The organism is Streptomyces sp. NPDC050508, from assembly GCF_040655155.1.
GTDB lineage: Bacteria > Actinomycetota > Actinomycetes > Streptomycetales > Streptomycetaceae > Streptomyces.
On the sequence record NZ_JBFAJJ010000028.1, the window covers coordinates 1 to 25,593 of the forward strand.

The window sequence follows — 25,593 nt, forward strand, 5'->3', positions numbered from 1 at the left end:
CTTGGCCTGCGAGGCGCCCTGTGCCTGGTAGGGGCCCCACGGCCCCTCCCCGACGGACGGATGTGAGGCGGGGCCGTGGGGCGGTCGCCCCCCTCGCAGTACGCCCGTCGGGCCACGCCGGCCGAGATGCACCCGCGCCCGTCCTGAACCGCTCCCCTACGAGACCCCTTCCGCCGCGACGGCCAGCGCCGAGCGCAGCGTCTCCGCCACTTCGGCCTCCTCCGTCATCGCCACGTCCGCCGCGCTCTCGCTCCGGTGCCAGGCGAACCGTTCGACCGCCGCGCGCAGTGCCGCGTTGAGCATCGCCGCCTGGATCATGGGGCGCAGGTCGTCGGCGGGCAGGCCCGCCCGGTCGGCCAGTGCGTGGGCGAACGCCGGTTCCGCCTCGTCGTAGGTCTGGAGCCAGATCGCGCGCAGGCCCGGTTCGGTGCGGGTGAGACGTACCAGCGCGCTGCCCGTGGCGCCGCCGGGGCCGGTGGCGGCGAGGAGGGCGGTCGCGAGATCCCGGTCGAAGAGTTCCGCCAGGGGCCGGCCGGGCCGCCACTCCCGCAGCCGGGCGGCGATCACGTCGATACCGGCCGAGAAGAGTGGCCGTACGCAGCTCTCCTTGCTCGGGAAGTAGCGCCACACGGTGCGCGCCGAGACGCCGACCGCCTGGCCGATCTGCTCACCGGTGGTCGCCGCCACGCCCTGGGCGACGAACAGCTCCACCGCGGCCCGGGCGATCTCCAGCCGGATCTCGGCCTTGCGCGCCTCGGTGAGAGGCGGTCGTCCCGTGCGTCCGCTGGGTGCGGTCATCAGTTCCCCTCCGGCTGCGGTCGTGACCTCCCGGGATTCTCCACCATGACTTTATGTCACTTGAAGACATTAAGTCGTATGGTGAGGGACCGACGGGCGCTCAGCCCTCCTACGACGGACAGGAGCACCTCATGGCCAGTGGACTCGACGGACGCAGCGTCATCGTCACCGGAGCGGGTTCCGGCATCGGGCGCGCCGCCGCCCTGGCCTTCGCCGCGGAAGGCGCCAAGGTCGTGGTGGCCGACCTGAACGCCGACGGCGCGGGGGCGGTCGTCAAGGAGATCGAGCAGGCGGGCGGCACCGCCGTCGCGGTCACGGGTGACCTCAGCGAGCAGGCGGTCGTCGACGAGGTGGCCGCGACCGCCGTGGAGCGGTTCGGCGGGGTCGACGTCCTGGTGAACAACGCCGGGATCATGGACCGCATGTCGGCGCTGGCGGACGTGGCCGACGCGGAGTGGGAGCGGGTCATCCGGGTCAATCTGACCGCGCCCTTCCTGCTCACCCGGGCCGTGCTGCCGCACATGCTGGCGGCGGGCAGGGGCGCGATCGTGAACACCGCCTCGGAGGCGGGTCTGCGGGGCAGTGCGGCGGGCGCCGCCTACACGGCCTCGAAGCACGGGGTGGTGGGCCTGACCAGGAACCTCGCCGTGATGTACCGCAAGCAGGGCATCCGGGCCAACGCCATCGCCCCGGGCGCCACGGCGACCAACATCTCCGTGGAGGCCGACCGGGCCGCCCACGGTCCGGCGGCGCTCGGCCCGCACTTCGTGAACGTGGGCCGTCTGGCCCGGCCCGAGGAGCAGGCCGCCGCGATCGTGTTCCTCGCCTCGGACGCGGCGAGCAACATCAACGGCGTGATCCTGCCGGTCGACGACGGCTGGTCGGCGGTCTGACGCCGCCGCCCCGCAGGGCTCGGCAGGCTGTGCCCTACGACCCCGGACGCCCGGCGGCGTCCCGCACGAAGAGGCGCGCCAGCCGCTGCCCCGTCTCCACTGCCGCCGCATGGTCCTCGATGGGCTTCACCCGCGAGTCCTTGAACACGATGTAGGTGACCCCGGTGTCCGTTCCGCCGCCGCGCGGATCGGGGCGGATACCGAGGGCCTTGGCCGTGGCGTACGACGCCTCGCCGATGATGTCGTGCGGGCCGACGTCTCCTACGACGGCGTACTGCACCCGGTCCTGGTAGACGACGGCGGCGACCGAGCCGCCGCCGATGCGGTGGTCCCGGTGGTTCCAGAGGGCGCTCGCGGCGGGGACGACGATGTACGGGAGCCGCTCGGCGTCCAGATAGCGGCCGTCGGACTGCTGGTACGCCGTCATGGACGAGAACAGCGGGTCGGTGCGCGCGTTGCAGCGGGCGCCGGCCTGTCCGTCGCAGTCGATGTCCAGGTCGGCCTTCCAGAAGACGGCCTCCTTGGTGCCGCAGACCGGAATCGTCGCGCGCTCCCCGTCGTCGCTGCGGTACCGGCCGCGGGACACGGGGGTGCAGTCCCGCACCTTGGCCAGCAGATCGGCGGCGCTCACGTCGCCCTCGCGCAGCGCCGCGGGACCCGCCTGAGGCCGGACGAGTGCGGCAGGTGCGGCGGGCAGCGTGGTCGGGGCGAGCAGGGCGGCGCCGGCCGCGGCCAGCGTCAGCGTCTGGACACGCACGATAGGGAGCCTCTCCTGGGGGATCTGACGGACACTCAGCCCACCCTGGTACCGGTCCGATCGCGCGGCCACCGTTAGGGGGCCGGACGGTGCACGCCCCGAACTCCCGACGGGGGCCGGGCGCCTGAGCCCCTGCCACTCCCGACGGGGGCCGGGGACCTGAGCCGGTGTCGGCTCCGGCCGCCCGGCCGCCCGCGCCGGCGCGGGATCAGCGACGACAGCGGTCCGCGCCACCGGCATGAACTACCCACTCCCGGGGGTGAGTTCAGCCGTGAGTGCTTCAGCATACGTAACCCTTGTGACGGGTCGGCAACGGCGCCCCTCTTGATGCGGTCGCACCACCCGGGTCATATTGGTCCGGACCTTTTCCGTCGTGTGATACCGCGTAGTGCCGGGGAGGCAGAATCGTGCGACGCGTCCGTGCCGCCCTCGCTCTCCTTCGTACCGTCCTGGTGTGCGCCGCGCTCCTGCTGCTCGCCTCCTGCGGCTGGGGCGGCACGGGTGGCGACGGGGACGGCCACGCCCCCGGTGCCCCGGCCGGAGTCACGGCCGCGGCGGGGAGCGCGACCAGCGTGCACGTCATGTGGGACGCGGTGACGGCGAGCCCGAGCATCCGCACCTACGAGGTGTATCGCGGCACCACGAAAGTGAAGGAAGTATCGGCTTCCGAGCACATGGTGGATGTCATCAGGCTCCGGCCCGCCACCATGTACTCCTTCACCGTGCGGGCCCGGGACACCGACGGGCGCCTCGGGCCGCCCAGCCGGGAGGTCAGGGCGAGGACACCGGTCGCCGTCGCGGACGACCACTCGGCGCCCACCCGTCCGCGCACCCCGCAGGGCCGGGTCATCGGCAGCCGGGCCGTCCAGTTGTCCTGGGGCGGCTCGAAGGACGACCGGGGTGTGGTGTCGTACGACATCTATCAGGGCGGGGCGAAGATCCACAGTGTGGGCGGCGCCCAGACGGCGACCGTGGTCACGGGGCTGCGGCCCAGTACGCGCTACTCCTTCACCGTGCGGGCCCGGGACGCCGCCGACAACCTCTCGCCCGCGAGCACGGCCGTCCCGCTCACCACCGCGCCGGGCAGCGACGACGGGCGGGGCACCGCGCCCACGGACTTCCGCGCGACCACCCACCGGGGCAAGGACGGGGCGTACTACATCGACCTGTCCTGGGTGCCGCCGCGCACGGACGGGGTGGTCACGGAGTACCAGGTCCAGCTCGACGGACAGCCCGCCACCTCACTGGTCTGGGGCGGGACCGCGCCGCGCGATCATGCGACGTACAGCTTCTACACGGGCAGGGAGGCCGGGGTCGGCCACCGGGTGCGGCTCAGGGCGCGGCTGCCGGACGGCACGTGGGGCGGGTTCTCGGCGGAGCGGACGGTGACGACGGGCGAGACCACGCCATAGGTGGACCGTAGGATTCGGTTCATGGTCCATGGGAATTCCGATGGCTCGCCGACTCCCGCTCCGGCCGCCGCCGCACCGCTCGATCTCTCCCTCCTGCGCACGTTCCTCGCCGTGCACCGCGCCGGTTCGTTCACGGCGGCGGGGCGGCTGCTCGGGCTGTCGCAGCCGACGGTGACGACGCAGATCCGGTCACTGGAGGAGCAGTTGGGGCGGCAGCTGTTCGAGCGGCGGTCGCGTGGTGTCGTCGCGACCTCCGTGGCGGACCAGTTGGCCGCGCAGGTCGCGGCACCCCTGGACGCGCTGGCCGTCGTGGCGGACCGTGGCGGCCCCGGCGCCGACCAGTCCCCGGAGCCGGTGCACGTGGCGGGCCCGGCGGAGCTGCTGTGCACGCGCGTGCTGCCCGCCCTGGCACCGCTGACCGCGGAGGGCGTACGGCTGCGGGTCAGCCCGGGCCTGACGGACGATCTGCTCGACGGTCTGCGGGGCGGCCGTTTCGACCTGGTGATCGCCACGGCTCGGCCGCGCGGGCGGACGCTGACCTGGGAGCCGTTGGCGGACGAGGAGTTCGTGCTGGTCGCCGCGCCCGCGTGGGCGGAGCGCATCGGGGCCGGGCGGGTCGCGGCCGAGGGGCCCGCCGCGCTGCACGGGGTGCCCCTGGTTGCGTACGCGGAGGATCTGCCGATCGCCCGCCGCTACTGGCGGCATGTCTTCGGTACCCGGCTCGGCGGGCAGGCCGCGATCACGGTGCCCGATCTGCGCGGGGTGCGGGCGGCGGTCGTGGCCGGTGCCGGGATCACCGTGCTCCCCCGCTATCTGTGCCTGGACGAGCTGGCGTCCGGCGCGCTGGTGCCGCTGCTGGTGCCCGAGGACCCGCCGATCAACACCTCGTATCTCACCCGGCGCCCCGGCTCGCCGGACAACCCGCACGTCACGCTCGTACGGGAGCGGCTGCTCCGCGCGGCACCCACCTGGTGAGCCCGCGTGACGCCGACAGCGCATCACCCCTGAGCCGGACGAAGGAATCCGTCACCTGCCCGGTCGCCGTCCGCATGCGGGACGGGCCCAGGGCGCGTTGGCTTCCTTGGAGGCAGCACGGCCGTTTCCCGATCCCGGCGGCGCAAGGGATGTTCCGCCAACCGTGCCGCCGGAGGGCAGTCCCATGCGCACTTTTCAGCTACTACTCCGCTCCGGCCTGACCGTGACAGCCGCCGCCGCTCTTCCCCTCGCCCTGACCGCCGGAACCGCCGGCGCGGCGTCGGGGATCTCCGTGAGCACGACCGGGACCACGGTCTCGGTCACGACCAGCGCGTGCTCCCAGAACCGCACCACCGGCGTCTGGGGCACCGGCTCGCTCCTCACCAGCAGCCAGGGGAGCTTCGCCGAGGGCCGCAAGGCGACCCTGGCGGGGACGACCGTCAGCCAGTCCACCGCCTGGACCAACGTCACTCCGGGCACCTACACCGTCATCGTCATGTGCCAGAACGTCAGCACGCCCGCGGGCACCCAGTCCGTGATCGTTTCCAGCTCCACGACCCCCACGGCCACGGCCTCGCCCTCGCGCGGCGTCATGGGCGGCCTCGGCGGGGCCACCAAGGACTACGGCCCGCTCACCCTGGCGGCGGGCGGGGGCCTGGTGGGAGTCGGCCTCATCGCGACGGCCTGGTTCCTGCGCAGGCGCGCGAAGCCGTACCGCCTCTGACCGTCCACGACCATGAGGGGCCGCCCACGATCGGGCGGCCCCTCGGCCATGTCCTACGGCAACTCGGCGAACTCCTCGATCGCATGCGTGAGCCACTGCGTCCAGAAGGTCTCCAGGTCGATGCCGGCGCGCAGCACGAGGTGCCGGAGCCGGTCCTGGGGGCTGTCCCGGTCGGGCGGGAAGTCGCGCTTCTCGATCTCCTCGTACTCCGCCAACTGCCGCCGGTGCAGGGCGAGATGGTGGCGGAGGTCGGACTCGATGCCGTCCGTGCCGACCACGGCCGCCGCGCGCAGGCGCAGCAGCATCGTGTCGCGCAGCGGCTTGGGGTCCTGGGAGGACGCGGTCCAGCGGGCCAGTTCGGCGCGGCCCGCCGGCAGCACCTCGTACTGCTTCTTCTGGCCGCGGGCCGGCTGCTCGGACGCAAGGGCCCTGATCTGGCCCTCGGCCTCCAGTTTTCCCAGCTCGCGGTAGATCTGCTGGTGCGTCGCCGACCAGAAGTAGCCGATCGACTTGTCGAAGCGCCGGGTCAGCTCAAGGCCCGAGGACGGCTTCTCCAGGAGGGCGGTGAGGATCGCGTGCGGGAGTGACATGGAGGTCATCCTAGGGACGGGCGTTGGGCCTCAGAGGGCAGCCGCTACCTCGGTGCCCTGCTTGATGGCGCGCTTGGCGTCCAGTTCGGCGGCCACGTCGGCACCGCCGATCAGGTGCACGCTGCGTCCGGCGGCGGTCAGTTCGTCGTAGAGGTCACGTCGCGGGTCCTGGCCGGTGCACAGGACGACCGTGTCGACCTCCAGGACGGTGCTGCGGCCGTCGACGGTGACATGCAGTCCGGCGTCGTCGATCAGGTCGTACTGGACGCCCGGGACCATGGTGACGCCCCGGTGCTTGAGTTCGGTGCGGTGGATCCAGCCGGTGGTCTTGCCGAGGCCGGCGCCGACCTTGGTGGCCTTGCGCTGGAGGAGGTGGACGCTGCGCGGCGGGGCGGGACGCTCGGGTGCGGTGAGGCCGCCGGGGGCCGCGTAGTCCATGTCGACGCCCCAAGCACGGAAGTACGTCGCAGGGTCCTCGCTCGCCTTGTCGCCGCCGTCCGTGAGGAACTCGGCGACGTCGAAGCCGATGCCGCCCGCGCCGAGGATCGCGACGCGGTCGCCGACGGGGACGCGGTCGCGCAGGACATCGAGGTACCCCACGACGCTGGGGTGGTCGACGCCGGGGATGTCGGGGGTGCGCGGGGTGACGCCGGTGGCGACGACGACCTCGGCGTAGTCGCCCAAGTCAGCTGCCGTCACAGGTGTGTTGAGGCGTACGTCCACCCCGTGCTCGGCGAGCTGGGTGCGGAAGTAGCGCAGCGTCTCGTCGAACTCCTGCTTGCCCGGGACCTGTCGGGCGACGTTGAGCTGACCGCCGATCTCGGCGGCGGCGTCATACAACGTGACCTGGTGACCGCGTTCGGCCGCGCTCACCGCGCACGCGAGTCCCGCCGGACCCGCGCCCACCACCGCGACGCGTTTGCGCAACCGCGTTGGGGCGAGGACCAGTTCGGTCTCGTGGCAGGCGCGCGGGTTGACCAGGCAGGAGGTGATCTTGCCACTGAAGGTGTGGTCGAGGCACGCCTGGTTGCAGCCGATGCAGGTGTTGATCGCGTCGGAACGGCCGGCCGCGGCCTTGGCGACGAAGTCCGGGTCGGCGAGCATCGGGCGGGCCATCGACACCATGTCGGCACACCCGTCGGCGAGCAACTGCTCCGCCAGCTCAGGGGTGTTGATGCGGTTGGTGGTGACGAGCGGGATCGAGACCGCGCCCATCAGCTTCTTGGTCACCCACGTGTACGCCCCGCGCGGCACGGAGGTCGCGATGGTCGGGATGCGGGCCTCGTGCCAGCCGATGCCGGTGTTGATGATGGTCGCCCCGGCCGCCTCAACTGCCTTGGCGAGCCTGATGACTTCGTCGAGCGTGGAGCCGCCGGGCACGAGGTCCAGCATCGACAGCCGGTAGACGATGATGAAGTCCTCGCCGACCGCCTCGCGCACCCGGCGCACGATCTCGACGGGGAAGCGCATCCGGTTCTCGTACGAGCCGCCCCACCGGTCGTCGCGGTGATTGGTCTGCGCGGCGATGAACTCGTTGATGAGGTAACCCTCGGAGCCCATGATCTCGACGCCGTCGTACCCGGCCTGCCGGGCGAGGCGGGCCGCGCGGACGTAGTCCTCGACGGTCTGCTCGACCTCGTCGTCGGTGAGCGCGCGGGGCGGGAAGGGGCTGATCGGCGCCTGGACGGCGCTCGGCGCGACGAGGTCCTGGTGGTAGGCGTAGCGCCCGAAGTGCAGGATCTGCATCGCGATCCGCCCGCCCTCGCGGTGCACGGCGGCGGTGATCTCGGCGTGCTGCGCGGCCTCGGCGTCGGTGGTCAGCTTGGCGCCGCCCTCGTAGGGGCGTCCGGCCTCGTTGGGCGCGATGCCACCGGTGACGATCAGGCCGACTCCGCCACGCGCGCGTGCCGCGTAGAACTCCGCCATGCGCTCGAAACCGCGCTCGGCCTCTTCCAGGCCGACGTGCATGGAGCCCATGAGGACACGGTTGGGCAGCGTGGTGAAGCCCAGGTCGAGGGGGTTCAGCAGGTGCGGGTAACGGCTCATCGGGCCCTCCGTGCGCGGTGTCGTGCCTCTTTTGTAGAGGACGGGGAGGGGTTTATGCAACTAGTTGCACAATCGCGGATGCGGGACGGGCTGCGTCGGATTCACAGGGAGCCGTTACCCGTTCCTTATCGGGCGGAGTCGAGAATCACAGGGAGGCGTGCCGTGGGATGCCGGGCGCCCGGGCCGAGGGAGCGAGCCGTGACGCACGACCCTGAGCACGACGACCGTAGTTCCGGGGCGGTACCGCCGATGCCCGACCACGCACCCGAGTGGGAGGTGCTCACCGGGCCCGGCGGAGCGGAGCGGGATCGCGGTCTCGACCGGTTGTGGCGGCAGCGGTCGGGGCGGGCCCGGGCGGTGATCGCCGCGGTCACCGTCGGTGTGCTGGCGCTCGGCGGGACCGTCGCCTACGCGGCGACCTCGGGAGGTTCGGGCAGCGAGGCCGTGCCCGCCGCTGCCGGGTCCCCGTCGGGGTCGCCGTCGCCCGGTGGGCCCGGCTTCCGGCACGGGGGCGGCGGTATGTGGTTCGGGTTCGGAGTCGGCGGCAAGGCCGTGCACGGCGAGGCGACGGTCAAGGACGACTCCACCGGCAAGTGGGTCGTACGGATCTGGCAGCGGGGGACGGTCACGAAGGTCGACGGCGACCAGGTCACCGTCAAGAGCGAGGACGGGACCTCGTGGACCTGGACCGTGGGTTCCGGCGCCACGGCCCAGAACTCCGGCGCCCTCAAGAAGGGCGACACGGCCTCCCTCACCGGCACCCGCTCCGACTCCGGAACCCGGACCGCCGACCGGGCCTTCACCGGCACCTTCGACCGCAAGGACCGCGGCAGCGCGTCGGGGGGACCCAGCGGGTTCCCGGGCGGCGGCCACGGTCCCTGGGGACGCGGCGACCGCGACCCGAGCCCCTCACCCAGCCCGTCCGGCAGCGGCGCTACGACCTGACGGGCCGCGCCGGCCTGACGCCGATCACGACGTTCGCGTACAGCTCCTCGGAGTAGGCCGACCGCGTCTCCAGCCCGGCACTCGTGAACGCCTCCACGGCTGACGGGAGTTGACGCTCGCTGGTCTCGACGAGCAGGCAGCCGCCGGGCGCGAGCCAGGCGGGCGCCCCGGCGGCGACCTCGCGGAGTATGTCGAGGCCGTCGGTGCCGCCGTCGAGGGCGACCAACGGTTCGTGCTCGCGCGCCTCCGCGGGCAGCAGACCGACCTCGCCGGTGGGGACGTACGGCACGTTGGCCGCGAGGATGTGGACACGGCCGCGCAGCTCGTCGGGCAGCGCCGCGAACAGGTCGCCCGTGTGGACGTGCCCGCCGTGGGCGGCGACATTGCGGCGGGCGCAGGGAGCAGCGGCGGGGTCGATGTCGGCGGCGTGCAGCTCGACCCGGCCGAGGGCGGCTGCGAGGGCCGCGCCGACCGCGCCGGAACCGCAGCACAGGTCCACGACGACGGACGCGTCCGGGGCCTGCGCGAGGGCCTGTTCGACGAGGAACTCGGTACGGCGGCGGGGCACGAACACGCCGGTTTCCACGGCGATGCGCAGTCCGCGGAACTCGGCCCAGCCGACGACGTGTTCCAGGGGCAGGCCCGCGACCCGGCGGTCCACCATGGCGGCGAGTTCGTCCGGGGTGCCGGCGGCGGAGAGGATCAGTCGCGCCTCGTCCTCGGCGAAGACACAGCCCGCGGCACGGAGCGCGGTGACGACGGAGGCGGGGGAAAGGGAAGGCATGGAAGGCGAGAGCCTTTCGGAAGGTGACCGAAGGGCGCTCTCGCGGTCACCTGCTACCGGTGAACCGAGTTGTCCTGAGGTGAGAGCACCCGACCTGACACAGCGGAAATGGGTCTCACCTCCCGGGACTTCAGGGCCGGGACCGTCCGCGACCGATGAGCAACAGTACCCGAACCACGGGCCCGCGAGAGGCCGCCCCCTTCACTGAGTTGTACTATGCAACCAGGAGAATGAGGGAGATTCCAGTGCAACCGGAACAGGCAGTGGAGACCATCCAGCGCGAGATGACGACCTTCGCGCGGCGCGCCCGGGCCTCGGCGGGCCGCCTCCACCCCGAGCTGTCACTGGTGTCGTACACCTTGCTCGGCCACCTGGAGGAACAGGACGGCTGCCGGGCCACCGATCTGGCCGCGCACTACGCCCTGGACAAGTCCACGGTCAGCCGTCAGGTCGCCGCCCTGGAGCGCGCCGACCTCATCGAGCGCCGCCTCGATCCGGAGGACCACCGCGTCCAGGTGCTGCATCTGACCGACGCCGGCCGGCAGATCCTGGCCCAGGTCACCGAGAACCGCCAGGCCGCCTTCCGGGAACGGCTGGCGGACTGGCCGGAGGAGGATCTGGCGCGGTTCGCCGGCTATCTGGAGCGCTACAACGCGTGGCCGGACGGGGCCGCGGACGCCGGCTGAGGCGCCGCCGGTCCCTTCGGTTCTACGACACCGCCACGGCCTGTGTCCGGGGCAGGTGCTCCGGCACTCGTGCGGCGAGGAACGCGGTGGTCCGGCGCAGCCGGAAGCCCAGGGACTCGTACAGGCGGATGGCGTTGGCGTTGCCCGCGCCGGTGTGCAGGAACGGGATCTCGCCGCGTTCGCGGATGCCGTGGGCGACGGCCAGGATGAGGCGGCTGGCGAGGCCCTCGCCGCGGGCGGACGGGTCGGTGCAGACGGCGCTGATCTCGGTCCAGCCGGGCGGGTGGAGTCGTTCGCCGGCCATGGCGACGAGGGCGCCGTCGCGGCGGATGCCCAGGTAGGTGCCGAGTTCGACGGTGCGGGGCAGGAAGGGGCCGGGCCGGGTCCGTTCCACCAGGTCGAGCATCTCGGGGACGTCCGCGGGGCCGAGGAGGATCGCCTCCGGGTCCGGTGCGGGCGACAGTCCGTCGTCGACCATCTGTACGCCGTCGGCGTGGAAGGTGGTCTCCCAGTCGTCCGGTATCCGGCCTCCGAAGCCGAGGAGCAGGAACTCGGCGCCGGGACCGGAGAGCGCGGCGACGTCCGCCCAGTCGTCGGCGTCGGGGTCGTCGGGCAGAGCCAGCCACGGGCTCACGTCGACCGGGTAGCGCAGCACCCGGCCGCGCCGCTCGGCGAGGTGGGCGTGCGGGCCGGTGAGCGCGGCGCGGGCGGGGTGGTCGAGGACGTGCTGTTCCACTGCGCTTGCGCTCATTCGGAGATCTCGATCACGATCTTGCCGCGGGCGTGGCCGTCCTCGACGGTGCGCAGGGCCTCGCCGGCCTGGTCGAGGGGGAAGGTCCGTGTCACGTGCGGGTCCAGTCGGCCGCTGACCACGAGCTGCGCGAGCGCGTCGAGGACGGCGGCGTTGCGGGCGCGCTCGACACGGGCGCCGCCGAGCTTCTCGACCTCGGGGGCGGGGGCTCCGGCGGTGATCAGTTTCGAGTGGTCGGTGAGGAGAGAGGCGGCCTCGGCGAGCACTTCGCCGCCGACGAGGTCGTAGGCGCCGTCGACGCCGTCCGGAGCGGCGGCCCGTACCCGTGCGGCCAGGTCCGGTCCGGACGGGACGTGGACCGCGCCCAACGACTCCACGAAGTCCTTCTTGCCCGCGCTCGCCACGCCCACGGCGCGCAGTCCGAGGGCGCGGGCGATCTGCAGGGCCGCGGAACCGACGCCGCCGCCCGCGCCGGTGATCAGCACGGTCGCGCCGGCAGGCAGGTCGAGCTGGCGGATGCCGTCGTACGCGGTCGCGGCGGCGACCGGCAGGGTGGCCGCCTCCGTGAAGGGCAGCTCGGCGGGCTTGTGCGCGGTGACCGTGGCGAGCAGCAGGGCGTACTCGGCGTATCCGCCGGCCACAGTGCCGCCGAACACCTCGTCGCCGACGGCGAATCCGTCCACTCCGGCACCGGTCTCCCGCACGACTCCGGAAACCTCCTGGCCGAAGACCGCGGGGAACGCGCGCGAGCCGCTCTCGCCGGGTCGGCGGTAGCCGGTGCGCTGCTTCCAGTCGACCGGGTTCACCCCGGCCGCGCGTACCGCGACGAGGACTTCACCGGGGCCGGGACGGGGCTGGTCGACCTCGACGAGCGCCTCGGTCTCGGGTCCCCCGTACCGCGTGAAAACGTACGCCTTCGGCATCTGCTTCCTCACTCTCCTGCGCAGTCACCGGATCACCGGTGGTCACGACAACAGCAGCACGACCACCGGCTGTCCGCACTCAAGCCGCACTGAAGACCAAGGTCCGTCGCCGGGCGCCTATTCCCCGGGGCGCGGAGAGTTCATACGGCCGCAATAGTCGGCGGGCACCCTCGGACCTGGGCATACCTCGTGGACGCGTACCGTTGAAACGAGAAACCACTGATCGCGCTCGCCCGGCGGACCCGCGCCGCAGCGGCCTGGAGGCTCCACCCGTATGCACGTCACCCGAGGCTTCACCGGACGCCCCCGTGTCCCCGACGCCGGTCTGCCACCCGGTCAGTACGACGCGGGCGACGACTGGCCCGTCCTGTCCGCCGAGGTCACACCCGACCTCGCGCCCGCCGACTGGACCTTCCGCGTCGACGGACTGGTGGCCGAGCCGCGGACCTGGGACTGGACGCAGGCGCACGAACTGCCCTCGTCGGCCTACGAGGGTGACATCCACTGTGTGACGAGCTGGTCGAAGTTCGGGGTGCGGTTCGGGGGCGTCTCGCTGGACGCGTTCTTCGATGTGGTGCGGCCCCATGTGTCCGCCACACATGTGGTCGCCTATTCGCACACCGGGTACACCACGAACCTCCCGCTCTCCGACGTGACCGGGGGTCGGGCCTGGATCGCGTGGGAGTACGACGGCGGGCCACTGCCCGCCGAGCACGGCGGCCCCGCGCGGCTGCTGGTGCCGCACCTGTACTTCTGGAAGAGCGCCAAGTGGATCGCGGGCCTGCGGCTCCTGGACCACGACGAGCCGGGCTTCTGGGAGCAGAACGGCTATCACGCCCGGGGCAACCCCTGGGAGGAACAGCGGTACTCCGGTGACTGACATCTTCGCGCCCGCCACCAGGTTCGCGGTGCCGGGACGTATCGCCGTGAGCAACCGGGCCGCCGCCGTGTGGCAGACCGCCACCCTCACCGAGATCCGCCGGGAGACCCCGCACGCCGCCACGTTCCGGTTCGCGGTGCCCGACTGGGCCGGACATCTGCCCGGCCAGCACCTGATGCTGAGGCTGCGGGCCGAGGACGGTTATGTGGCGCAGCGCCACTACTCGATCGCCTCGCACCCAGACGACGCCGGACATGTGGAACTGACCCTGGACCACGTCGAGGGCGGTGAGGTGTCGGGCTGGTTCCACACGGTGGCCGAGCCCGGTGACGAGGTCGAGGTGCGCGGCCCGCTGAGCGGCTTCTTCGCCTGGCCCGGCGACCGGCCCGCACTGCTGCTGGGTGCCGGTTCCGGCGTCGTACCGCTGATGTCGATGATCCGGCAGCACCGGGCGCGGCAGCTGTCCGTGCCGCTGCGGCTGGTGGTGTCGGCCCGCAGTCCCGAGGAGTTGATCTACGCGCGGGAGTACGGCGCGGAGACCACGGCCGTGTTCACGCGCAGCGCGCCACAGGGTGTGCCGGTGGGACGTATGGCCGCCGCACATGTGGCGCCGTTCCTGGCCGAGCAGCCTCCTGGTGGGTGGGAGGCCTATGTGTGCGGTTCCAACGGGTTCGCCGAGCATGCCTCGCGGCTGCTGGTGGAGGCGGGGCAGCCCGTGGACCGCATCCGTATCGAACGCTTCGGCTGAGGCTCGCTCGGGGCTCCGGTTGAGGGAAGTGCCCCGGAGGGGGTACGACTGCTGTGTGGACGCTCGCATGCGTGCGCGGTGTCGGGACAGCGTGATCTTCGCGCTCCTCGGCTCCGGTGACGGCGAGGAGGTCGACGTGCGGAACCGGGTACGGAGTCGGCGCAGGCGGCACAATCCGTTGCGGCGCCGGTCGGACGTCGTGGAGACGTGGACGGCGGTTGCCGTCGCCGTCCTCCTGTTCGTCTGCGCGCCACTGGCCGGGGCCGCCGCGGGCCTGTGGGCCCACGACCAGGCCCGGACCGTCGCCGCCGCCCAGCGCGCCGACCGCCATCGGGTCCGCGCGGAGGTGATCGGCAGGCCGCCCGCCGAACTGCCGTCGGTGGAAGGCAGCCGCCCGCGCAGCTTCCTGGTGGCGGTGCGCTGGACGGAACCGGGCAAAGGACCCCGTACGGCCACGGCCGCGGTCCCGGCGGGCACGGGGCGCGGTGACGTGGTGGACGTCTGGTTCGACGCCCAGGGCCGCAACGTCGCACAGCCCGCGGGTGAAGTGGCCGTCTGGCAGCACACGTTGACGGTCGGCGCCTGGACCACGGGCGGTGTGGTGGGGCTGGTGCTGCTCGGGTCCGCAGTCATCCGCCGGGTCTCCCTGCGCCACCGGTTGGCCGAGTGGGAACGGGACTGGGCACTCACCGAACCGCAGTGGACCCGACGGCGGGCGTGACGCGAGGGCCGCGAAACGGGGGCCGTGGGGCCGCCGCACATGGCCCGCCGCTACACCCCCTGCTGCATACGTCGTGCGACTCGCCCATGGTCCCGCAGCACATCCCCCAACGCGGGCAGCACCGGTTCACCCCGGTCGACAAGGACCCGCCCGCCGACGACCGTGGTCCACGCCCGCGCGGGGCCACACCGCAGCCACGCCTCGACGGGGTCACTGATCGCCCCGGCCAGCGCGACCTCGTGCAGGTCCCAGACGACCAGGTCGGCGCACGCGCCCGGCCGCAGATGTCCCAACTCATCGGCCCGGCCCAGACACCGCGCCGAGCCGCGGGTCGCGATGTCGAGGGCGTCGCGCGCGGTCATCGCACCGGGTCCGCCCCGGTAGCGGCCCAGCAGCAGGGCGCCGCGGGTCTCCATCCACAACGAGGCGTGATCGGTCGAAGCGGAACCGTCACAGCCGATACCGACCGGCAGACCCAGCTCGCGCATCTCCTTCACCCTGGCCGTGCCGCCGCCGATGAGCATGTTGGAGCTGGGGCAGTGCGCCACGCCGACGCCCGCGGCGGCGAGGCGGCGCAGTTCGTCGTCGTTCGGGTAGATGCAGTGCGCGACCCACGTGCGGTCGCTCATCCACCCGGTGTCCTCGAAGTACTCGACGGGCCGGCAGCCGTAGGTCTCCAGGCAGTAGGTGTCCTCGTCGCGGTCCTCGGCGAGATGCGTGTGCAGGCGTACGTCGTACCGCTCGGCGAGTTCCGCGGTCGCCGTCATCACGTCCTTGGTGACCGAGAACGGCGAGCAGGGTGCGAGCGCGACCCGGATCAGCGCGCCCGGTTCCGGGTCGTGGTGGGCCTTGATCAGCCGCTCGCTGTCGGCGAGCACCTCGTCGGTGCTCTGCGTGACGCTCCTCGGCGGCAGTCCCCCGTCCTCGACGGAGCGGGTCATCGAGCCGCGCGTCGCGTGGAAGCGGAAGCCGATGTCGCGGGCGGCGCGGATCTCGGCGTCGACCAGGTAGGGGCGCGGATGCACATAGAGGTGGTCGGAGGATGTGGTGCAGCCACCCATGAGGAGTTCCGCCATACCGACGTACGCCGACACGTACGCGGCCTCCTCATCGAGGCTCGCCCACAGCGGGTAGAGCGTGGTCAGCCAGTCGAAGAGGGTGCCGTTGACGGCGGGCGCGTAGGAGCGGGTGAGGTTCTGGTAGATGTGGTGGTGCGTGTTGATCAGCCCGGGGGTGACGAGCCGCCCGGTGGCGGAGACGGTCGTGCGCGCCTCGGGTTCGGCCCCGCTCGCGCCGACGGCGGTGACCCGACCTCCCGTGACGGCGACCCAGCCGCCCGGGATCTCCCGCCCACCGTCCACGACGAGCAGTTCGGCGTCCTTGACCAGCAGATCCACGGCAGACGACATGCCGACATGGTAGGCGCGGGGCGCCACACAAGCCTGGCGAGTCCTCCGATGTCACACGTACGGTGCGATCATCCGCACTCACACTTCACAAAGGCGCCCGCCGATGGCCCTGTTCGACCTTCCGCTCGACGAACTCCGCGCGTACCGCAGCGCGTCCACCGAGCCCGAGGACTTCGACGCCTTCTGGTCCAAGACCCTCCAGGAGGCCCGCGAGCACGATCTGGACGCCCGCTTCGAACCGGTCGACACGGGACTGTCCACGGTGCGGGTGTACGACGTGTCGTTCGCCGGTTTCGGCGGCCACCCGGTGAAGGGCTGGCTGCGCCTGCCGGCAGGCGCGGAGCAACCGCTGCCGCTGATCGTGGAGTTCCTCGGCTACGGCGGCGGGCGGGGCCTTCCACACGAGAACCTGCTGTGGGCGTCGACGGGCCGCGCCCACTTCGTGATGGACACGCGCGGTCAGGGCAGCGTCTGGGGAGGCGGCGGTGGCACCCCGGACCCGGTGGGCAGCGGGCCCGCGTACCCCGGCTTCATGACCCGGGGTGTCGACGCCCCCGAGAACTACTACTACCGCCGGGTGTTCACGGACGGGGTGAGAGCCGTCGAGGCGGCCCGTTCGCACCCGTCGGTCGACCCCGCGCGCACGGTGGCGATCGGCGTGAGCCAGGGCGGCGGCATCACCGTCGCCGTGGGCGGGCTGGTCGGTGACCTGGCGGGGATCGCGCCGGACGTGCCGTTCCTGTGCGACTACCCGCGCGCCGCGACCCTGACGGACCGCGACCCGTACCGGGAGATAGGCAACTACCTCAGGACCCACCGCGGCCGCACCGAGGACGTCCTGCGCACCCTGTCGTACTTCGACGGCGTCCACTTCGCGTCCCGAGGCCGCGCCCCCGCCCTCTTCTCGGCGGCCCTGGAGGACGAGACCTGCCCGCCCTCCACCATCTTCGCCGCGTTCAACGCCTGGGCGCACGAGGACAAGAGGATCGAGGTGTACGACTTCAACGACCATGAGGGCGGCGGGCCTTACCAGGAGGCGGCCAAGGTGGACTGGTTGCGGTCGTACATCTGAGAGGTGCTGCATGAACACGCGTGAGGCCGCCGAGCGGTTCGTCCGCATCTGGGCCCGGGCCTGGGCCGAGCACGATGTGGAGGCGCTGCTGGAGTTGTACGCCGAGGACTGCGTCCACCGCTCGATGCCGTTCCGCGAACCGCACCGGGGGCGGGCCGAACTGGCCGCGTATCTGCGCTGGTCGTTCGCGGCGGAGCGGGTGGGCGATGTGCGGTTCTCGGTGCCGGTCGTGGGTCAACACGGCCTCGCCGTGGCCGAGTTCAGGGTGCTGGCGGAAGAGGCCGGCGAGCCGTCCACCCTCGCCGGCTGTGTCTTCGTGCGCTTCGACGACGCCGGACTGGCCGTGGAGACCCGCGACTACTGGCACACGGAACCGGGCCATCGGGAGCCGACCGGCACGCTGTTCCTGAACTGAGCGTACGGCGACTTCCGGTCAGTCCGACCAGTCGGTATGTTCAGGGGGTCCGGGGCGCAGCGTCGCGCCCCGGACTTCCGGCGGACCACGGAGGCCCCATGTCCGAGCACCAGACAACCGTCGACGGCCACTGCGATCCCCGCTTCACCGCGGTACGCACGGCGTTCGAGGAGAACTTCCGGGACCGCGACGAACTGGGCGCCGCGGTGACCGTCACCCTGGGCGGCGAGACCGTGGTGGACCTGTGGGGCGGCTGGGCGGACGCGGCACGGACCCGCCCCTGGGAGCGGGACACACTGGCCAACGTGTGGTCGACGACGAAGGGCCCGGTGGCCCTGTGCGCCCACATCCTCGCCGACCGCGGCCTGCTCGACCTCGACGCCCCGGTGGCCGCGTACTGGCCGGAGTTCGCCGCCGCGGGCAAGGAGAACGTCCTCGTACGACACCTGCTCTCGCACCGCGCCGGACTGGCCGGCCTGCGCGAGCCGCACTCCCTCGCGCAGCTCTACGACTGGGAGTTGACCACCGAGCGCCTCGCGGCCATGGAGCCCTGGTGGGAGCCGGGGACACGGTCCGGGTACCACGCGATCACCTACGGCTTCCTCGTCGGCGAAGTCGTGCGCCGCGTCTCGGGGTTGCTCCCCAGCGCCTTCCTGGAGCGCGAGGTCACCGGTCCGCTCGACATCGACTTCACCATCGGACTGCCGGAGAAGGAGGCCGGCCGGGCGGCCGAGTTGGTGCAACCCCCCGCCACATCGACGAGTGAACAGGCCGCGATCTTCAGCCAGTTGACGCCCGCGGCCATCGCCGCGCTGACCAACCCGATCGTGGGCACGGCCGACGCCAACACCCCGGAGTGGCGCGCCGCGGAGATCCCGGCCGCGAACGGCCACGGCACCGCACGCGCCGTGGCCGCGCTCTACGGCGTCTTCGCCGGGCGCGGTACCTACGACGGCCACCGCGTCCTCTCCCCCGAGGCGGCCGAGCGGGTGCGCGAGGGGCAGGGCAGCTGCCGCGACCTGGTACTGGGCCCGAGCCTCGGCAGCGATACGGAGATCGGGCTCGGCCTGTGGCTCAGCGGCCCGAACGGCGCGTACGGCCCGAACCCAAGGGCTTTCGGACACGACGGCTTCGGCGGCTCCTGCGGTCTGGCCGACCCGGACGCCGGGGTGTCGCTCGGCTATGTGCCGAACCGGATGGGGCCTCATATCGCCGACGACCCACGGAAGTTGGCGCTGATCGACGCCCTGTACGGCGCACTGTGACGAGTGATCGTCGCAGGTCGGTTTCGGCCTAACTGCCCTGCCGCTCTTCCCTGGTGGTTTAGACCAATGCTAGATCTGGTCGCGCAATGAGCCCGCACGGCTACTTTTTGTCACCGGTTCTACCATCGGTCTTGTCACCAACAGGAGGCGCGGCATGGCCCGCACCACCCCCCACGACCACCCGACCGCCGACGACCAGCCCCTCTACGGAAGGGTCGCGACCCAACTGCTCGGCGAACTCCACGACGGCACCATCCCGCCCGGTGAACGCCTGCCCGCGGAACGGCAGTTGGCCGAGCACTTCCAGGTCAGCCGGGAGACCGTACGGCAGGCGCTGGAGCTGCTGCGCAGGGACGGCCTGGTCGCCACCGACCGGCGTGGCAGCCACGCCACCCTGCCGGGCCTGCCCGTCGAGACCCCGTCCTCCCTCACCTTCCCGGTCGGCGCCCGGAGCGCGGACCCGTCCGGCTTCGACCGGGCCAGGGTGACCTGGGAGACTCCCCCGCCCGACCACGCCGAGGCCCTGGGCATCGCCCCGCACCGACCGACCCTCGTACACCGCTACGCGTCCGCGGCGGCGGACGGCAGCGGACTGCGTACGGCCGTCACGTCCTTCTCGGCGGTGGCGCTGGCCGAGGTGGAGGAACTGGCCCGCTACCGCGACCGCGCCGACGGCTCCGCCTCCGCCCAACTCCGGCGCGCCTACGACTGGATGCGCCGAGCCGGTCTGACCCTGCACCACCGGGACGCCATCACCCAGGTCGCGAACGCGCCCTCGGTGCGGGTGACCCGCCGCGTGCACGACCAGTACGCCCGCCCGCTGGAGATCACCGACCTCGTCGTGGAGGCCCAACAGGACGCCCTGATCTACGAGTTCACCCTTCCTGCGGCGGGCTGAGCCCGGTGCGCGGCGGGTTCGGACCCGCCGCGCACCGGCCGTTGTCAGGGGCTCGTGAGGACGACGAGCCGCTGGGTCGCCCGGGTCATCGCCACATAGTGGTCGACGGCTCCCTCGATGCCCTCGCCGAACTTCTCCGGGTCGATGAGGACGACCAGGTCGAACTCAAGTCCCTTGGACAGCACGGGAGTCAGCGCCCGGACGCGGGGCCTCGCCCGGAAGACGCCCGCGTCCATCTCGGCCGTACCGATGACACAGCCGATCCCGTCCGCGTGCTCGGCGAGCCAGGTGTCCAGGACCAACTCCAGGTCCGCGGTGGATCCGTGGACGACGGGAATGCCGCTGCTACGGATCGAGGTCGGCACATTGGCGTCCGGGAGCACGGCACGGATGACCGGCTCGGCCTCCGTCATGATCTCTTCCGGGGTGCGGTAATTGACGGTCAGGGACGCGAGGTTGACGCGGTCGAGGCCGATCCGCTTCAGCCGTTCCTGCCACGACTCCGTGAACCCGTGCCGAGCCTGGGCGCGGTCACCGACGATGGTGAAGCTCCGGGACGGGCAGCGCAGCAGCAGCATCTGCCATTCCGCGTCGGTCAGTTCCTGGGCCTCGTCCACGACGATGTGCGCGAACGGCCCGGCGAGCAGGTCGGGTTCGACGCCGGGCTGGGCGGCCTCGTCGACGAGGGCGTCCCGTACGTCCTGTCCGTGGAGCATCCCCATCGCGCCTTCGCTCTCGTCGATCTCGACGTTCTGCAGCAGGCTGTCGATGACGTCGGTCCGGCGCGCGTGTTCGGCGGCGACGGCGGCTTCCTGCCGGCGCTTGCGGCGCGCCGCCTCCGGGTCGCCGAGCCGCTGCCGTGCCGCGTCCAGCAGCGGCAGGTCGGACACGGTCCAGGCCTGGGCGTCCGCGCGCTGCAGCCGCTGAACCTCGTCGCGGCTCAGTGAGGGTGCGCACTTGCGCAGGTAAGCCGGTACCGTCCACAGGTCTCCGACGAGGTCGGCCGCTTCGAGCAGCGGCCACGCCTGGTTGAAGGTCGTGAGCAGTTCCCTGTTCTGCCGCAGCGACCGCCGGAGCAGCTCGGGCGAGACCGCGCCGTCCTCCGCCGAAGCCGAGTCGTCGTGCTTGTCCACCAGGATCGTGAGCAGCTCCTGCCAGACGTGCTCACGCGCCTCGTTGTGCGGAACACCGGGTTCCGCCGCATCGAACGCCACGGCCCAGTCCTCGGCGCTGAGCCGGATGTCGGACCAGTGGGTCTTGACGGTCATCCCCTGGCTGGGCGGCTCCTCGTAGAACCTGACGGCCGGCTCGATCGCCCGCACCAACCGCACGGACGACTTCAGCCGGGCCACCTCCGGATCGGTCTCCACGACCGCTGCGGCGCCCTCCGCGACGAGGTCCCGCAGGATGCAGGTCTGCACACCCTCCTCGCCGAGGCTGGGCAGGACGTCGGCGACGTAGTCCAGGTAGGGCCGGTGCGGGCCGACGAACAGGACGCCGCCCCTGCGGTGGCCGAGGCGCGGGTCGGAGTAGAGGAGGTAGGCGGAGCGGTGCAGGGCGACGACGGTCTTGCCGGTGCCCGGCCCGCCGTCGACGACGAGGGCGCCTCGGGAACCGGCGCGGATGATGGCGTCCTGGTCGGCCTGGATGGTGCCGAGCACGTCCCGCATCCGGCCCGAGCGGTTGCCGCCGAGGCTGGCGATGAACGCGGACTGGTCGTCGAGGGCCGCGTGGCCGACGAAGCCGTCCGCGGTGAACACCTCGTCCCAGTAGTCGCTGATCCGGCCGCGCGTCCAGCGGTACCTGCGGCGGCTCGCGAGACCCATCGGGTTGGCGTGGGTGGCGCCGAAGAACGGCTCGGCCGCGGGTGAGCGCCAGTCGAGCAGCAGACGTCGGCCCGTGCTGTCGGTGAGACCGAGCCGCCCGATGTACACGGGCTCGGAGGTGTCGGCGTCCACCATGTGGCCCAGACACAGGTCCAGGCCGAAGCGGCGTAGTGCGCGCAGCCGTGTGGTCAGCCGGTGGATCTCCGTGTCCCGGTCCATCGCCGCCCGGCCGATGCCGCCGGGCGCCCTGCGCTCGGCGTCGAGGCGCTCGGTCAGTTCCGCGATCGACTGGTCGAGGCACTCCGCGATCGCGGCGAAGTGCCGCTCGTCGGCGGAGATCAGCGCCGGGTCGGCCTTGGCGGAGAGCCGGTCGGGAAGGTCGAAGGCGCTGGTGGTCAGGGGGTTCACGGCATCAATTCCGATCTGCGGTCGCTCACGGCCCGGCGTGCGGCTGGGTGTGAGGACCGGTGCGTGCGGTTTCTCGTGTGCTCGGTTCGGCAGGGTCACGCGTGCGTGGACCTGCCTTCCCCGCCGACCGTGTCGAGGAGCATCTTCGCGGCCACTGTCGTCCCGTCGGTGCGGAGCAGGCCGGCCACTGTCCGTGCCCGGGTCCGGATCTCGGGGGCCAGGACGGTGGTGAGCGCGGCCGACAGGGAGTCGTAGGTCGGCGTCGGACCGTCGTGCGCCACACCGATGCCCAGCTCGGCCACCCGCGCCGCCCAGTATGGCTGGTCCACGATCTGCGGCACGACCACCTGAGGCACTCCGGACAGCGTGGCCGCCGTCGTGGTGCCCGCACCGCCGTGGTGTACGACCGCGGCCACCCTCCCGAACAGCGCCTTGTGATTGACCTCGCCCACGACGAAGCAGTCGTCCCGATCGTCGACCGGAGCCAGCCCCGCCCAACCGCGGGCGAGAACGACACGTCGGCCCTGCGCCCGCACCGCTTCGACGGCGTCCCGGGCCATGTCGGGCGAGGTACGCAGTGCCATGCTGCCGAAGCCCACGTACACCGGTGGCTCGCCCGCCGTCAGGAACGCCTCCAGATCCGCCGGGAGCGGGCGCTCGTCGGGCAGGATCCACGGTCCGGTCACCACGAGGTCGAGATCCGTCTGGTCCTGCCACGGGAACAGGTCCGGGTCCGAGGCCAGCCACGGCCGCTCGGTGAACGCGTGGTCGCGGACGTTGTCCACCGGCGGCAGGCCGATCGCCGCCCGGTGCCGGTTCTCGGCCTCGCGGTAGAGGGCGTTCACGCGCTGGGCGTCCTCGTCCCACAGCACCTTGATGTCGGTCTCGTCCGGCGAGGACTGATGGCCTGGCCGCGCCAGCGGCCGGTGCTTCGACGAGGGCAGCCCGGCCGTGTGGAAGCAGGCGAACACGTAGCGGATGCCCAGTTTCTCGGCCACCGAGCGGGCACCGGTCGGCATCAGGCCGCTCGCCAGCAGCACGTCGCACCCCTCGGCCGCCGGCAGCAGCGTCTCGTACCGGGCGGCGACCAGCTCGGGCGCGAGCTGAAACGCGGTCGCCGCCGACGGCGGCCTTGCCCCGGTCACCACCGAGCGCACTGTCGGGCCGAGCGGCACCAGCGGCACACCGGCCCTGTCCAGCAGTTCCACGAACTCCTCGTCCGGCGGGGCGGCGACGCTTACCTCCGCGCCGAGTTCCACCAGTCGGGCGGCGAGTCCCGCGATGGGTTCGACATCCCCGCGCGATCCCCACGTCGTCAACAACACACGCATTCCGCGACTCCCGTTTCCGCAGGTCATGCCCTCAGGCCGGACATTCTGCGGCACGACGGGGGCCTTGCCGCAAGCCCCCCGGTGCGCTATACGTTAAGAAGGGAAGAGGAGTGAGTACGCCTCCCTTTCCGCCCTCCCTCCCCCTTCGTGAAACTCGCGGCGAAGAAAATCCGCCGTCGATGTCGAGAACCCGCGCCCGGCTCCGTCCCCGAGGTGAACGCGACCACAATGGGTCGCACCAGCACCGAGGAGAACGACGATGGCCAAGTACCTGCTCCTGAAGCACTACCGCGGCGCCCCCGCCGCCGTGAACGACGTTCCCATGGACCAGTGGACGCCCGAGGAGATCTCCGCCCACGTGCAGTACATGAACGACTTCGCGGCCCGGCTGGAGAAGACCGGAGAGTTCGTCGACAGCCAGGCGCTCTCCCCCGAGGGCACCTTCGTCCGCTACGACGGCGAGGGGCGCCCGCCGGTCACCGACGGCCCGTTCGCCGAGACCAAGGACGTCATCGCCGGCTGGATGGTGATCGACGTCGACACCTACGAGCGCGCGGTGGAGCTGGCCGGCGAGCTGTCGGCCGCCCCCGGGGCCAACGGGAAGCCGATCCACGAGTGGCTGGAGCTGCGGCCGTTCCTGGGCGTGCACTCCACCACCACGGAGTGCACTTTCAAGTGAACGAGGTCCTGCTGAGGAGCCTCACGCCGAGTGTGCTCGGCATCCTCGTCCGCCGCGGAGCAGACTTCGCGGCGGCCGAGGACGCCGTACAGGAGGCGCTGGTCGAGGCGGTGCGGGTCTGGCCGGGCGATCCGCCGCGGGATCCGAAGGGCTGGCTGGTCACCGTGGCCTGGCGGCGGTTCCTCGACGCGACGCGGGCGGACACCGCCCGCCGTAGACGTGAGGACCGCCTCGACGAGGAGCCGGCGCCCGGCCCCGCGCCCGCGGCGGACGACACGCTCCAGCTCTACTTCCTGTGCGCCCACCCGTCGTTGACGCCGTCGTCGGCGGTCGCGCTGACGCTGCGTGCCGTCGGCGGGCTCACCACCCGGCAGATCGCGCAGGCCTGTCTGGTGCCCGAGGCGACGATGGCGCAGCGCATCAGCCGGGCCAAGCGCACCGTCTCGGGGGTGCGGTTCGACCAGCCCGGCGATGTCGCGACCGTGCTGCGTGTGCTCTACCTGGTCTTCAACGAGGGCTACTCCGGTGACGTCGACCTCGCCGCCGAGGCCATCCGCCTCACCCGGCAGCTCGCGGGCGCGATCGACCACCCCGAAGTGGCGGGCCTGCTCGCGCTCATGCTGCTCCACCACGCCCGACGCGCCGCCCGTACCGCGCCCGACGGCAACCTGGTGCCGCTCGCCGAGCAGGACCGCGGCCGGTGGGACACGGTGGCCATCGCCGAGGGCGTCACGATCCTCCAACTCGCCCTCGCCCGCGACCGGTTGGGTGAGTTCCAGGCGCAGGCCGCCATCGCGGCGCTGCACGCGGACGCGCCCACCGCCGAGGAGACGGACTGGGTGCAGATCGTCGAGTGGTACGACGAACTCGCGGGCCTGACCGACAGTCCGGTCGTCCGGCTCAACCGCGCGGTCGCCGTCGGCGAGGCCGACGGACCGTGCGCCGGCCTGGCGGCACTCGCGGTACTGGACGCGTCGCTCCCCCGGTACATCGCGGTGGCTGCCTACCTCCACGAACGTGACGGCGACCTGACGACGGCGGCCCGACTGTATGCCGAGGCCGCGCACAAGGCCCCCAACCTCGCCGAGCGCGACCATCTGACCCGGCAGGCCGCCCGGCTCAACGCGGTCCGGAGTCGCTGACGGCCTCGCCTCGGCGAGCCGGCCGCCGCCGAGGGCACGATCACTCCCACTGGTACTGCAGGTACTTCCCGTCGAGAGTGATGACGACCCGGTCCCCCGCGGGGTCGGGCACGCGGCTGACGTCGAGGCGGAAGTTGATGGCGCTCATGATGCCGTCGCCGCACTGCTCGTGGATCAGTTCCTTGATGGTGGGGCCGTAGACCTGAACGACCTCGTAGAGCCGGTAGATCGTGGGGTCCACGGGCACGGCGGCGTCCAACGCGCCCCGGGTCGGCTGGAGTTGGAAGGCGAGGGCGGCGTCCTCGCCGAGTTCGAGGAGGGCGGCGGCCGTGGTCGCCTCGTCCTTGCTCATGGGGTGCTGGCCCAGCAGGGCCGCCGTGGTCCACGCGAGCGGTCGGCCGACGGCTTCGGCCAACTGGGCCCATGTGACACCGGTCTTCACCTTGGCCTGGCGGACTGCTTCGCCGGCTTCACCCTTGCTGAGCATGCACAACTCCGTTCCCGGACAGCACGTT

At 72.2% G+C, this 25,593-nt stretch carries 26 protein-coding genes; 15 read left to right on the top strand and 11 right to left on the bottom strand.

Annotated features, from left to right (window positions below):
• Positions 1 to 156: 156 nt before the first annotated feature.
• Positions 157 to 798 (bottom strand): TetR family transcriptional regulator, encoded by a 642-nt coding sequence (locus tag AB0I69_RS44555; protein WP_363101552.1) that lies wholly within the window; start codon positions 796 to 798, stop codon positions 157 to 159.
• A 131-nt stretch (positions 799 to 929) separates the two neighbouring features.
• On the opposite strand from AB0I69_RS44555, the gene AB0I69_RS44560 reads away from it, so the two are divergent.
• Positions 930 to 1,691, top strand: a complete 762-nt coding sequence (locus AB0I69_RS44560; protein WP_363101553.1) for a glucose 1-dehydrogenase — start codon at positions 930 to 932, stop codon at positions 1,689 to 1,691.
• 34 nt (positions 1,692 to 1,725) lie between these two features.
• On the opposite strand, the gene AB0I69_RS44565 is transcribed toward AB0I69_RS44560, so the two are convergent.
• Positions 1,726 to 2,448, bottom strand: coding sequence for a glycoside hydrolase family 75 protein (locus AB0I69_RS44565; RefSeq protein WP_363101554.1), 723 nt, complete (start codon positions 2,446 to 2,448; stop codon positions 1,726 to 1,728).
• Between the two features lie 407 nt (positions 2,449 to 2,855).
• On the opposite strand from AB0I69_RS44565, the gene AB0I69_RS44570 reads away from it, so the two are divergent.
• From AB0I69_RS44570 to AB0I69_RS44580, 3 genes are all read left to right on the top strand, one after another.
• Positions 2,856 to 3,860: a fibronectin type III domain-containing protein gene (locus AB0I69_RS44570; RefSeq protein WP_363101555.1), complete on the top strand. Its 1,005-nt coding sequence runs from the start codon at positions 2,856 to 2,858 to the stop codon at positions 3,858 to 3,860.
• Positions 3,861 to 3,881: 21 nt separating this feature from the next.
• Complete coding sequence (locus AB0I69_RS44575; protein ID WP_363101556.1) at positions 3,882 to 4,835, top strand: LysR family transcriptional regulator; 954 nt, start codon at positions 3,882 to 3,884, stop codon at positions 4,833 to 4,835.
• Positions 4,836 to 5,019: 184 nt separating this feature from the next.
• Positions 5,020 to 5,559 carry a hypothetical protein gene (locus AB0I69_RS44580; RefSeq protein WP_363101557.1) on the top strand — a complete coding sequence of 180 codons (540 nt, stop codon included), beginning with the start codon at positions 5,020 to 5,022 and terminating at the stop codon, positions 5,557 to 5,559.
• A gap of 53 nt (positions 5,560 to 5,612) precedes the next feature.
• Here the strand turns inward: AB0I69_RS44580 and AB0I69_RS44585 are convergent, their stop codons facing one another.
• Together AB0I69_RS44585 and AB0I69_RS44590 are read right to left on the bottom strand one after the other, a co-directional pair.
• On the bottom strand, positions 5,613 to 6,149 hold the full coding sequence (locus AB0I69_RS44585; protein ID WP_363101558.1) for a PadR family transcriptional regulator: 537 nt from the start codon (positions 6,147 to 6,149) through the stop codon (positions 5,613 to 5,615).
• Positions 6,150 to 6,179: 30 nt separating this feature from the next.
• Positions 6,180 to 8,195 (bottom strand): NADPH-dependent 2,4-dienoyl-CoA reductase, encoded by a 2,016-nt coding sequence (locus tag AB0I69_RS44590; protein WP_363101559.1) that lies wholly within the window; start codon positions 8,193 to 8,195, stop codon positions 6,180 to 6,182.
• Between the two features lie 198 nt (positions 8,196 to 8,393).
• On the opposite strand from AB0I69_RS44590, the gene AB0I69_RS44595 reads away from it, so the two are divergent.
• Positions 8,394 to 9,140 (top strand): hypothetical protein, encoded by a 747-nt coding sequence (locus AB0I69_RS44595; protein ID WP_363101560.1) that lies wholly within the window; start codon positions 8,394 to 8,396, stop codon positions 9,138 to 9,140.
• On the opposite strand, the gene AB0I69_RS44600 is transcribed toward AB0I69_RS44595, so the two are convergent.
• Positions 9,130 to 9,924 (bottom strand): putative protein N(5)-glutamine methyltransferase, encoded by a 795-nt coding sequence (locus AB0I69_RS44600; protein ID WP_363101561.1) that lies wholly within the window; start codon positions 9,922 to 9,924, stop codon positions 9,130 to 9,132. The two genes, AB0I69_RS44595 and AB0I69_RS44600, sit on opposite strands and share 11 nt — an antisense overlap.
• Positions 9,925 to 10,169: 245 nt before the next feature.
• On the opposite strand from AB0I69_RS44600, the gene AB0I69_RS44605 reads away from it, so the two are divergent.
• Positions 10,170 to 10,610, top strand: a complete 441-nt coding sequence (locus AB0I69_RS44605; protein WP_363101562.1) for a MarR family winged helix-turn-helix transcriptional regulator — start codon at positions 10,170 to 10,172, stop codon at positions 10,608 to 10,610.
• Positions 10,611 to 10,632: 22 nt separating this feature from the next.
• Here the strand turns inward: AB0I69_RS44605 and AB0I69_RS44610 are convergent, their stop codons facing one another.
• Both AB0I69_RS44610 and AB0I69_RS44615 read right to left on the bottom strand, forming a co-directional pair.
• Positions 10,633 to 11,361, bottom strand: a complete 729-nt coding sequence (locus AB0I69_RS44610) for a GNAT family N-acetyltransferase (RefSeq protein WP_363101563.1) — start codon at positions 11,359 to 11,361, stop codon at positions 10,633 to 10,635.
• Positions 11,358 to 12,284 carry an NADP-dependent oxidoreductase gene (locus AB0I69_RS44615; RefSeq protein WP_363101564.1) on the bottom strand — a complete coding sequence of 309 codons (927 nt, stop codon included), beginning with the start codon at positions 12,282 to 12,284 and terminating at the stop codon, positions 11,358 to 11,360. Before AB0I69_RS44615 ends, AB0I69_RS44610 begins: the two co-directional genes overlap by 4 nt.
• Before the next feature lie 274 nt (positions 12,285 to 12,558).
• On the opposite strand from AB0I69_RS44615, the gene AB0I69_RS44620 reads away from it, so the two are divergent.
• The 3 genes from AB0I69_RS44620 (at position 12,559) to AB0I69_RS44630 (ending at position 14,633) form a co-directional block, all read left to right on the top strand.
• Positions 12,559 to 13,164 carry a sulfite oxidase-like oxidoreductase gene (locus AB0I69_RS44620; RefSeq protein ID WP_363101565.1) on the top strand — a complete coding sequence of 202 codons (606 nt, stop codon included), beginning with the start codon at positions 12,559 to 12,561 and terminating at the stop codon, positions 13,162 to 13,164.
• Positions 13,157 to 13,912, top strand: coding sequence for a ferredoxin reductase (locus AB0I69_RS44625; RefSeq protein WP_363101566.1), 756 nt, complete (start codon positions 13,157 to 13,159; stop codon positions 13,910 to 13,912). The genes AB0I69_RS44620 and AB0I69_RS44625 overlap by 8 nt, the downstream gene beginning before the upstream one ends.
• Positions 13,913 to 13,979: 67 nt before the next feature.
• Positions 13,980 to 14,633 carry a hypothetical protein gene (locus AB0I69_RS44630; RefSeq protein ID WP_363101567.1) on the top strand — a complete coding sequence of 218 codons (654 nt, stop codon included), beginning with the start codon at positions 13,980 to 13,982 and terminating at the stop codon, positions 14,631 to 14,633.
• 50 nt (positions 14,634 to 14,683) lie between these two features.
• Here the strand turns inward: AB0I69_RS44630 and AB0I69_RS44635 are convergent, their stop codons facing one another.
• Positions 14,684 to 16,042, bottom strand: a complete 1,359-nt coding sequence (locus tag AB0I69_RS44635; RefSeq protein ID WP_363101568.1) for an 8-oxoguanine deaminase — start codon at positions 16,040 to 16,042, stop codon at positions 14,684 to 14,686.
• A 103-nt stretch (positions 16,043 to 16,145) separates the two neighbouring features.
• On the opposite strand from AB0I69_RS44635, the gene AB0I69_RS44640 reads away from it, so the two are divergent.
• From AB0I69_RS44640 to AB0I69_RS44655, 4 genes are all read left to right on the top strand, one after another.
• The gene (locus AB0I69_RS44640) at positions 16,146 to 17,114 is read left to right on the top strand and encodes an acetylxylan esterase (RefSeq protein ID WP_363101569.1); all 969 of its coding nucleotides are present in this window, start codon (positions 16,146 to 16,148) and stop codon (positions 17,112 to 17,114) included.
• Positions 17,115 to 17,124: 10 nt separating this feature from the next.
• The gene (locus AB0I69_RS44645; protein ID WP_363101570.1) at positions 17,125 to 17,529 is read left to right on the top strand and encodes a nuclear transport factor 2 family protein; all 405 of its coding nucleotides are present in this window, start codon (positions 17,125 to 17,127) and stop codon (positions 17,527 to 17,529) included.
• A gap of 98 nt (positions 17,530 to 17,627) precedes the next feature.
• Positions 17,628 to 18,794 carry a serine hydrolase domain-containing protein gene (locus AB0I69_RS44650; protein WP_363101571.1) on the top strand — a complete coding sequence of 389 codons (1,167 nt, stop codon included), beginning with the start codon at positions 17,628 to 17,630 and terminating at the stop codon, positions 18,792 to 18,794.
• Between the two features lie 154 nt (positions 18,795 to 18,948).
• On the top strand, positions 18,949 to 19,692 hold the full coding sequence (locus AB0I69_RS44655; RefSeq protein ID WP_363101572.1) for a GntR family transcriptional regulator: 744 nt from the start codon (positions 18,949 to 18,951) through the stop codon (positions 19,690 to 19,692).
• 44 nt (positions 19,693 to 19,736) lie between these two features.
• On the opposite strand, the gene helR is transcribed toward AB0I69_RS44655, so the two are convergent.
• Both helR and AB0I69_RS44665 read right to left on the bottom strand, forming a co-directional pair.
• On the bottom strand, positions 19,737 to 21,926 hold the full coding sequence (gene helR, locus AB0I69_RS44660; protein WP_363101573.1) for an RNA polymerase recycling motor ATPase HelR: 2,190 nt from the start codon (positions 21,924 to 21,926) through the stop codon (positions 19,737 to 19,739).
• 95 nt (positions 21,927 to 22,021) lie between these two features.
• Positions 22,022 to 23,257: a glycosyltransferase gene (locus AB0I69_RS44665; protein ID WP_363101574.1), complete on the bottom strand. Its 1,236-nt coding sequence runs from the start codon at positions 23,255 to 23,257 to the stop codon at positions 22,022 to 22,024.
• A 259-nt stretch (positions 23,258 to 23,516) separates the two neighbouring features.
• Between AB0I69_RS44665 and AB0I69_RS44670 the strand changes: the two genes are divergently transcribed.
• The gene (locus AB0I69_RS44670) at positions 23,517 to 23,936 is read left to right on the top strand and encodes a YciI family protein (RefSeq protein ID WP_363101575.1); all 420 of its coding nucleotides are present in this window, start codon (positions 23,517 to 23,519) and stop codon (positions 23,934 to 23,936) included.
• The gene (locus AB0I69_RS44675) at positions 23,933 to 25,078 is read left to right on the top strand and encodes a DUF6596 domain-containing protein (RefSeq protein WP_363101576.1); all 1,146 of its coding nucleotides are present in this window, start codon (positions 23,933 to 23,935) and stop codon (positions 25,076 to 25,078) included. The genes AB0I69_RS44670 and AB0I69_RS44675 overlap by 4 nt, the downstream gene beginning before the upstream one ends.
• 40 nt (positions 25,079 to 25,118) lie before the next feature.
• Here AB0I69_RS44675 and cynS read toward each other — a convergent pair whose 3' ends face one another.
• Entirely contained in the window at positions 25,119 to 25,565 is a 447-nt protein-coding gene (gene cynS / locus AB0I69_RS44680) for a cyanase (RefSeq protein ID WP_363101577.1), read from the bottom strand.
• Between the last annotated feature and the right edge of the window lie 28 nt (positions 25,566 to 25,593).

What these genes read in the sequence shown, in the direction of transcription:
- AB0I69_RS44585 (WP_363101558.1), bottom strand. Translation starts at nt 6,149, where the DNA reads ATGTCACTCCCGCACGCGATCCTCACCGCCCTCCTGGAGAAGCCGTCC.
- AB0I69_RS44590 (WP_363101559.1), bottom strand. Translation starts at nt 8,195, where the DNA reads ATGAGCCGTTACCCGCACCTGCTGAACCCCCTCGACCTGGGCTTCACC.
- AB0I69_RS44620 (WP_363101565.1), top strand. Translation starts at nt 12,559, where the DNA reads ATGCACGTCACCCGAGGCTTCACCGGACGCCCCCGTGTCCCCGACGCC.
- AB0I69_RS44645 (WP_363101570.1), top strand. Translation starts at nt 17,125, where the DNA reads ATGAACACGCGTGAGGCCGCCGAGCGGTTCGTCCGCATCTGGGCCCGG.
- AB0I69_RS44670 (WP_363101575.1), top strand. Translation starts at nt 23,517, where the DNA reads ATGGCCAAGTACCTGCTCCTGAAGCACTACCGCGGCGCCCCCGCCGCC.
- AB0I69_RS44615 (WP_363101564.1), bottom strand. Translation starts at nt 12,284, where the DNA reads ATGCCGAAGGCGTACGTTTTCACGCGGTACGGGGGACCCGAGACCGAG.
- AB0I69_RS44555 (WP_363101552.1), bottom strand. Translation starts at nt 798, where the DNA reads ATGACCGCACCCAGCGGACGCACGGGACGACCGCCTCTCACCGAGGCG.
- AB0I69_RS44635 (WP_363101568.1), bottom strand. Translation starts at nt 16,042, where the DNA reads ATGTCGTCTGCCGTGGATCTGCTGGTCAAGGACGCCGAACTGCTCGTC.
- cynS (WP_363101577.1), bottom strand. Translation starts at nt 25,565, where the DNA reads ATGCTCAGCAAGGGTGAAGCCGGCGAAGCAGTCCGCCAGGCCAAGGTG.
- AB0I69_RS44610 (WP_363101563.1), bottom strand. Translation starts at nt 11,361, where the DNA reads ATGAGCGCAAGCGCAGTGGAACAGCACGTCCTCGACCACCCCGCCCGC.
- AB0I69_RS44650 (WP_363101571.1), top strand. Translation starts at nt 17,628, where the DNA reads ATGTCCGAGCACCAGACAACCGTCGACGGCCACTGCGATCCCCGCTTC.
- AB0I69_RS44640 (WP_363101569.1), top strand. Translation starts at nt 16,146, where the DNA reads ATGGCCCTGTTCGACCTTCCGCTCGACGAACTCCGCGCGTACCGCAGC.
- AB0I69_RS44575 (WP_363101556.1), top strand. Translation starts at nt 3,882, where the DNA reads ATGGTCCATGGGAATTCCGATGGCTCGCCGACTCCCGCTCCGGCCGCC.
- AB0I69_RS44600 (WP_363101561.1), bottom strand. Translation starts at nt 9,924, where the DNA reads ATGCCTTCCCTTTCCCCCGCCTCCGTCGTCACCGCGCTCCGTGCCGCG.
- AB0I69_RS44665 (WP_363101574.1), bottom strand. Translation starts at nt 23,257, where the DNA reads ATGCGTGTGTTGTTGACGACGTGGGGATCGCGCGGGGATGTCGAACCC.
- AB0I69_RS44560 (WP_363101553.1), top strand. Translation starts at nt 930, where the DNA reads ATGGCCAGTGGACTCGACGGACGCAGCGTCATCGTCACCGGAGCGGGT.
- AB0I69_RS44580 (WP_363101557.1), top strand. Translation starts at nt 5,020, where the DNA reads ATGCGCACTTTTCAGCTACTACTCCGCTCCGGCCTGACCGTGACAGCC.
- AB0I69_RS44630 (WP_363101567.1), top strand. Translation starts at nt 13,980, where the DNA reads ATGCGTGCGCGGTGTCGGGACAGCGTGATCTTCGCGCTCCTCGGCTCC.
- AB0I69_RS44655 (WP_363101572.1), top strand. Translation starts at nt 18,949, where the DNA reads ATGGCCCGCACCACCCCCCACGACCACCCGACCGCCGACGACCAGCCC.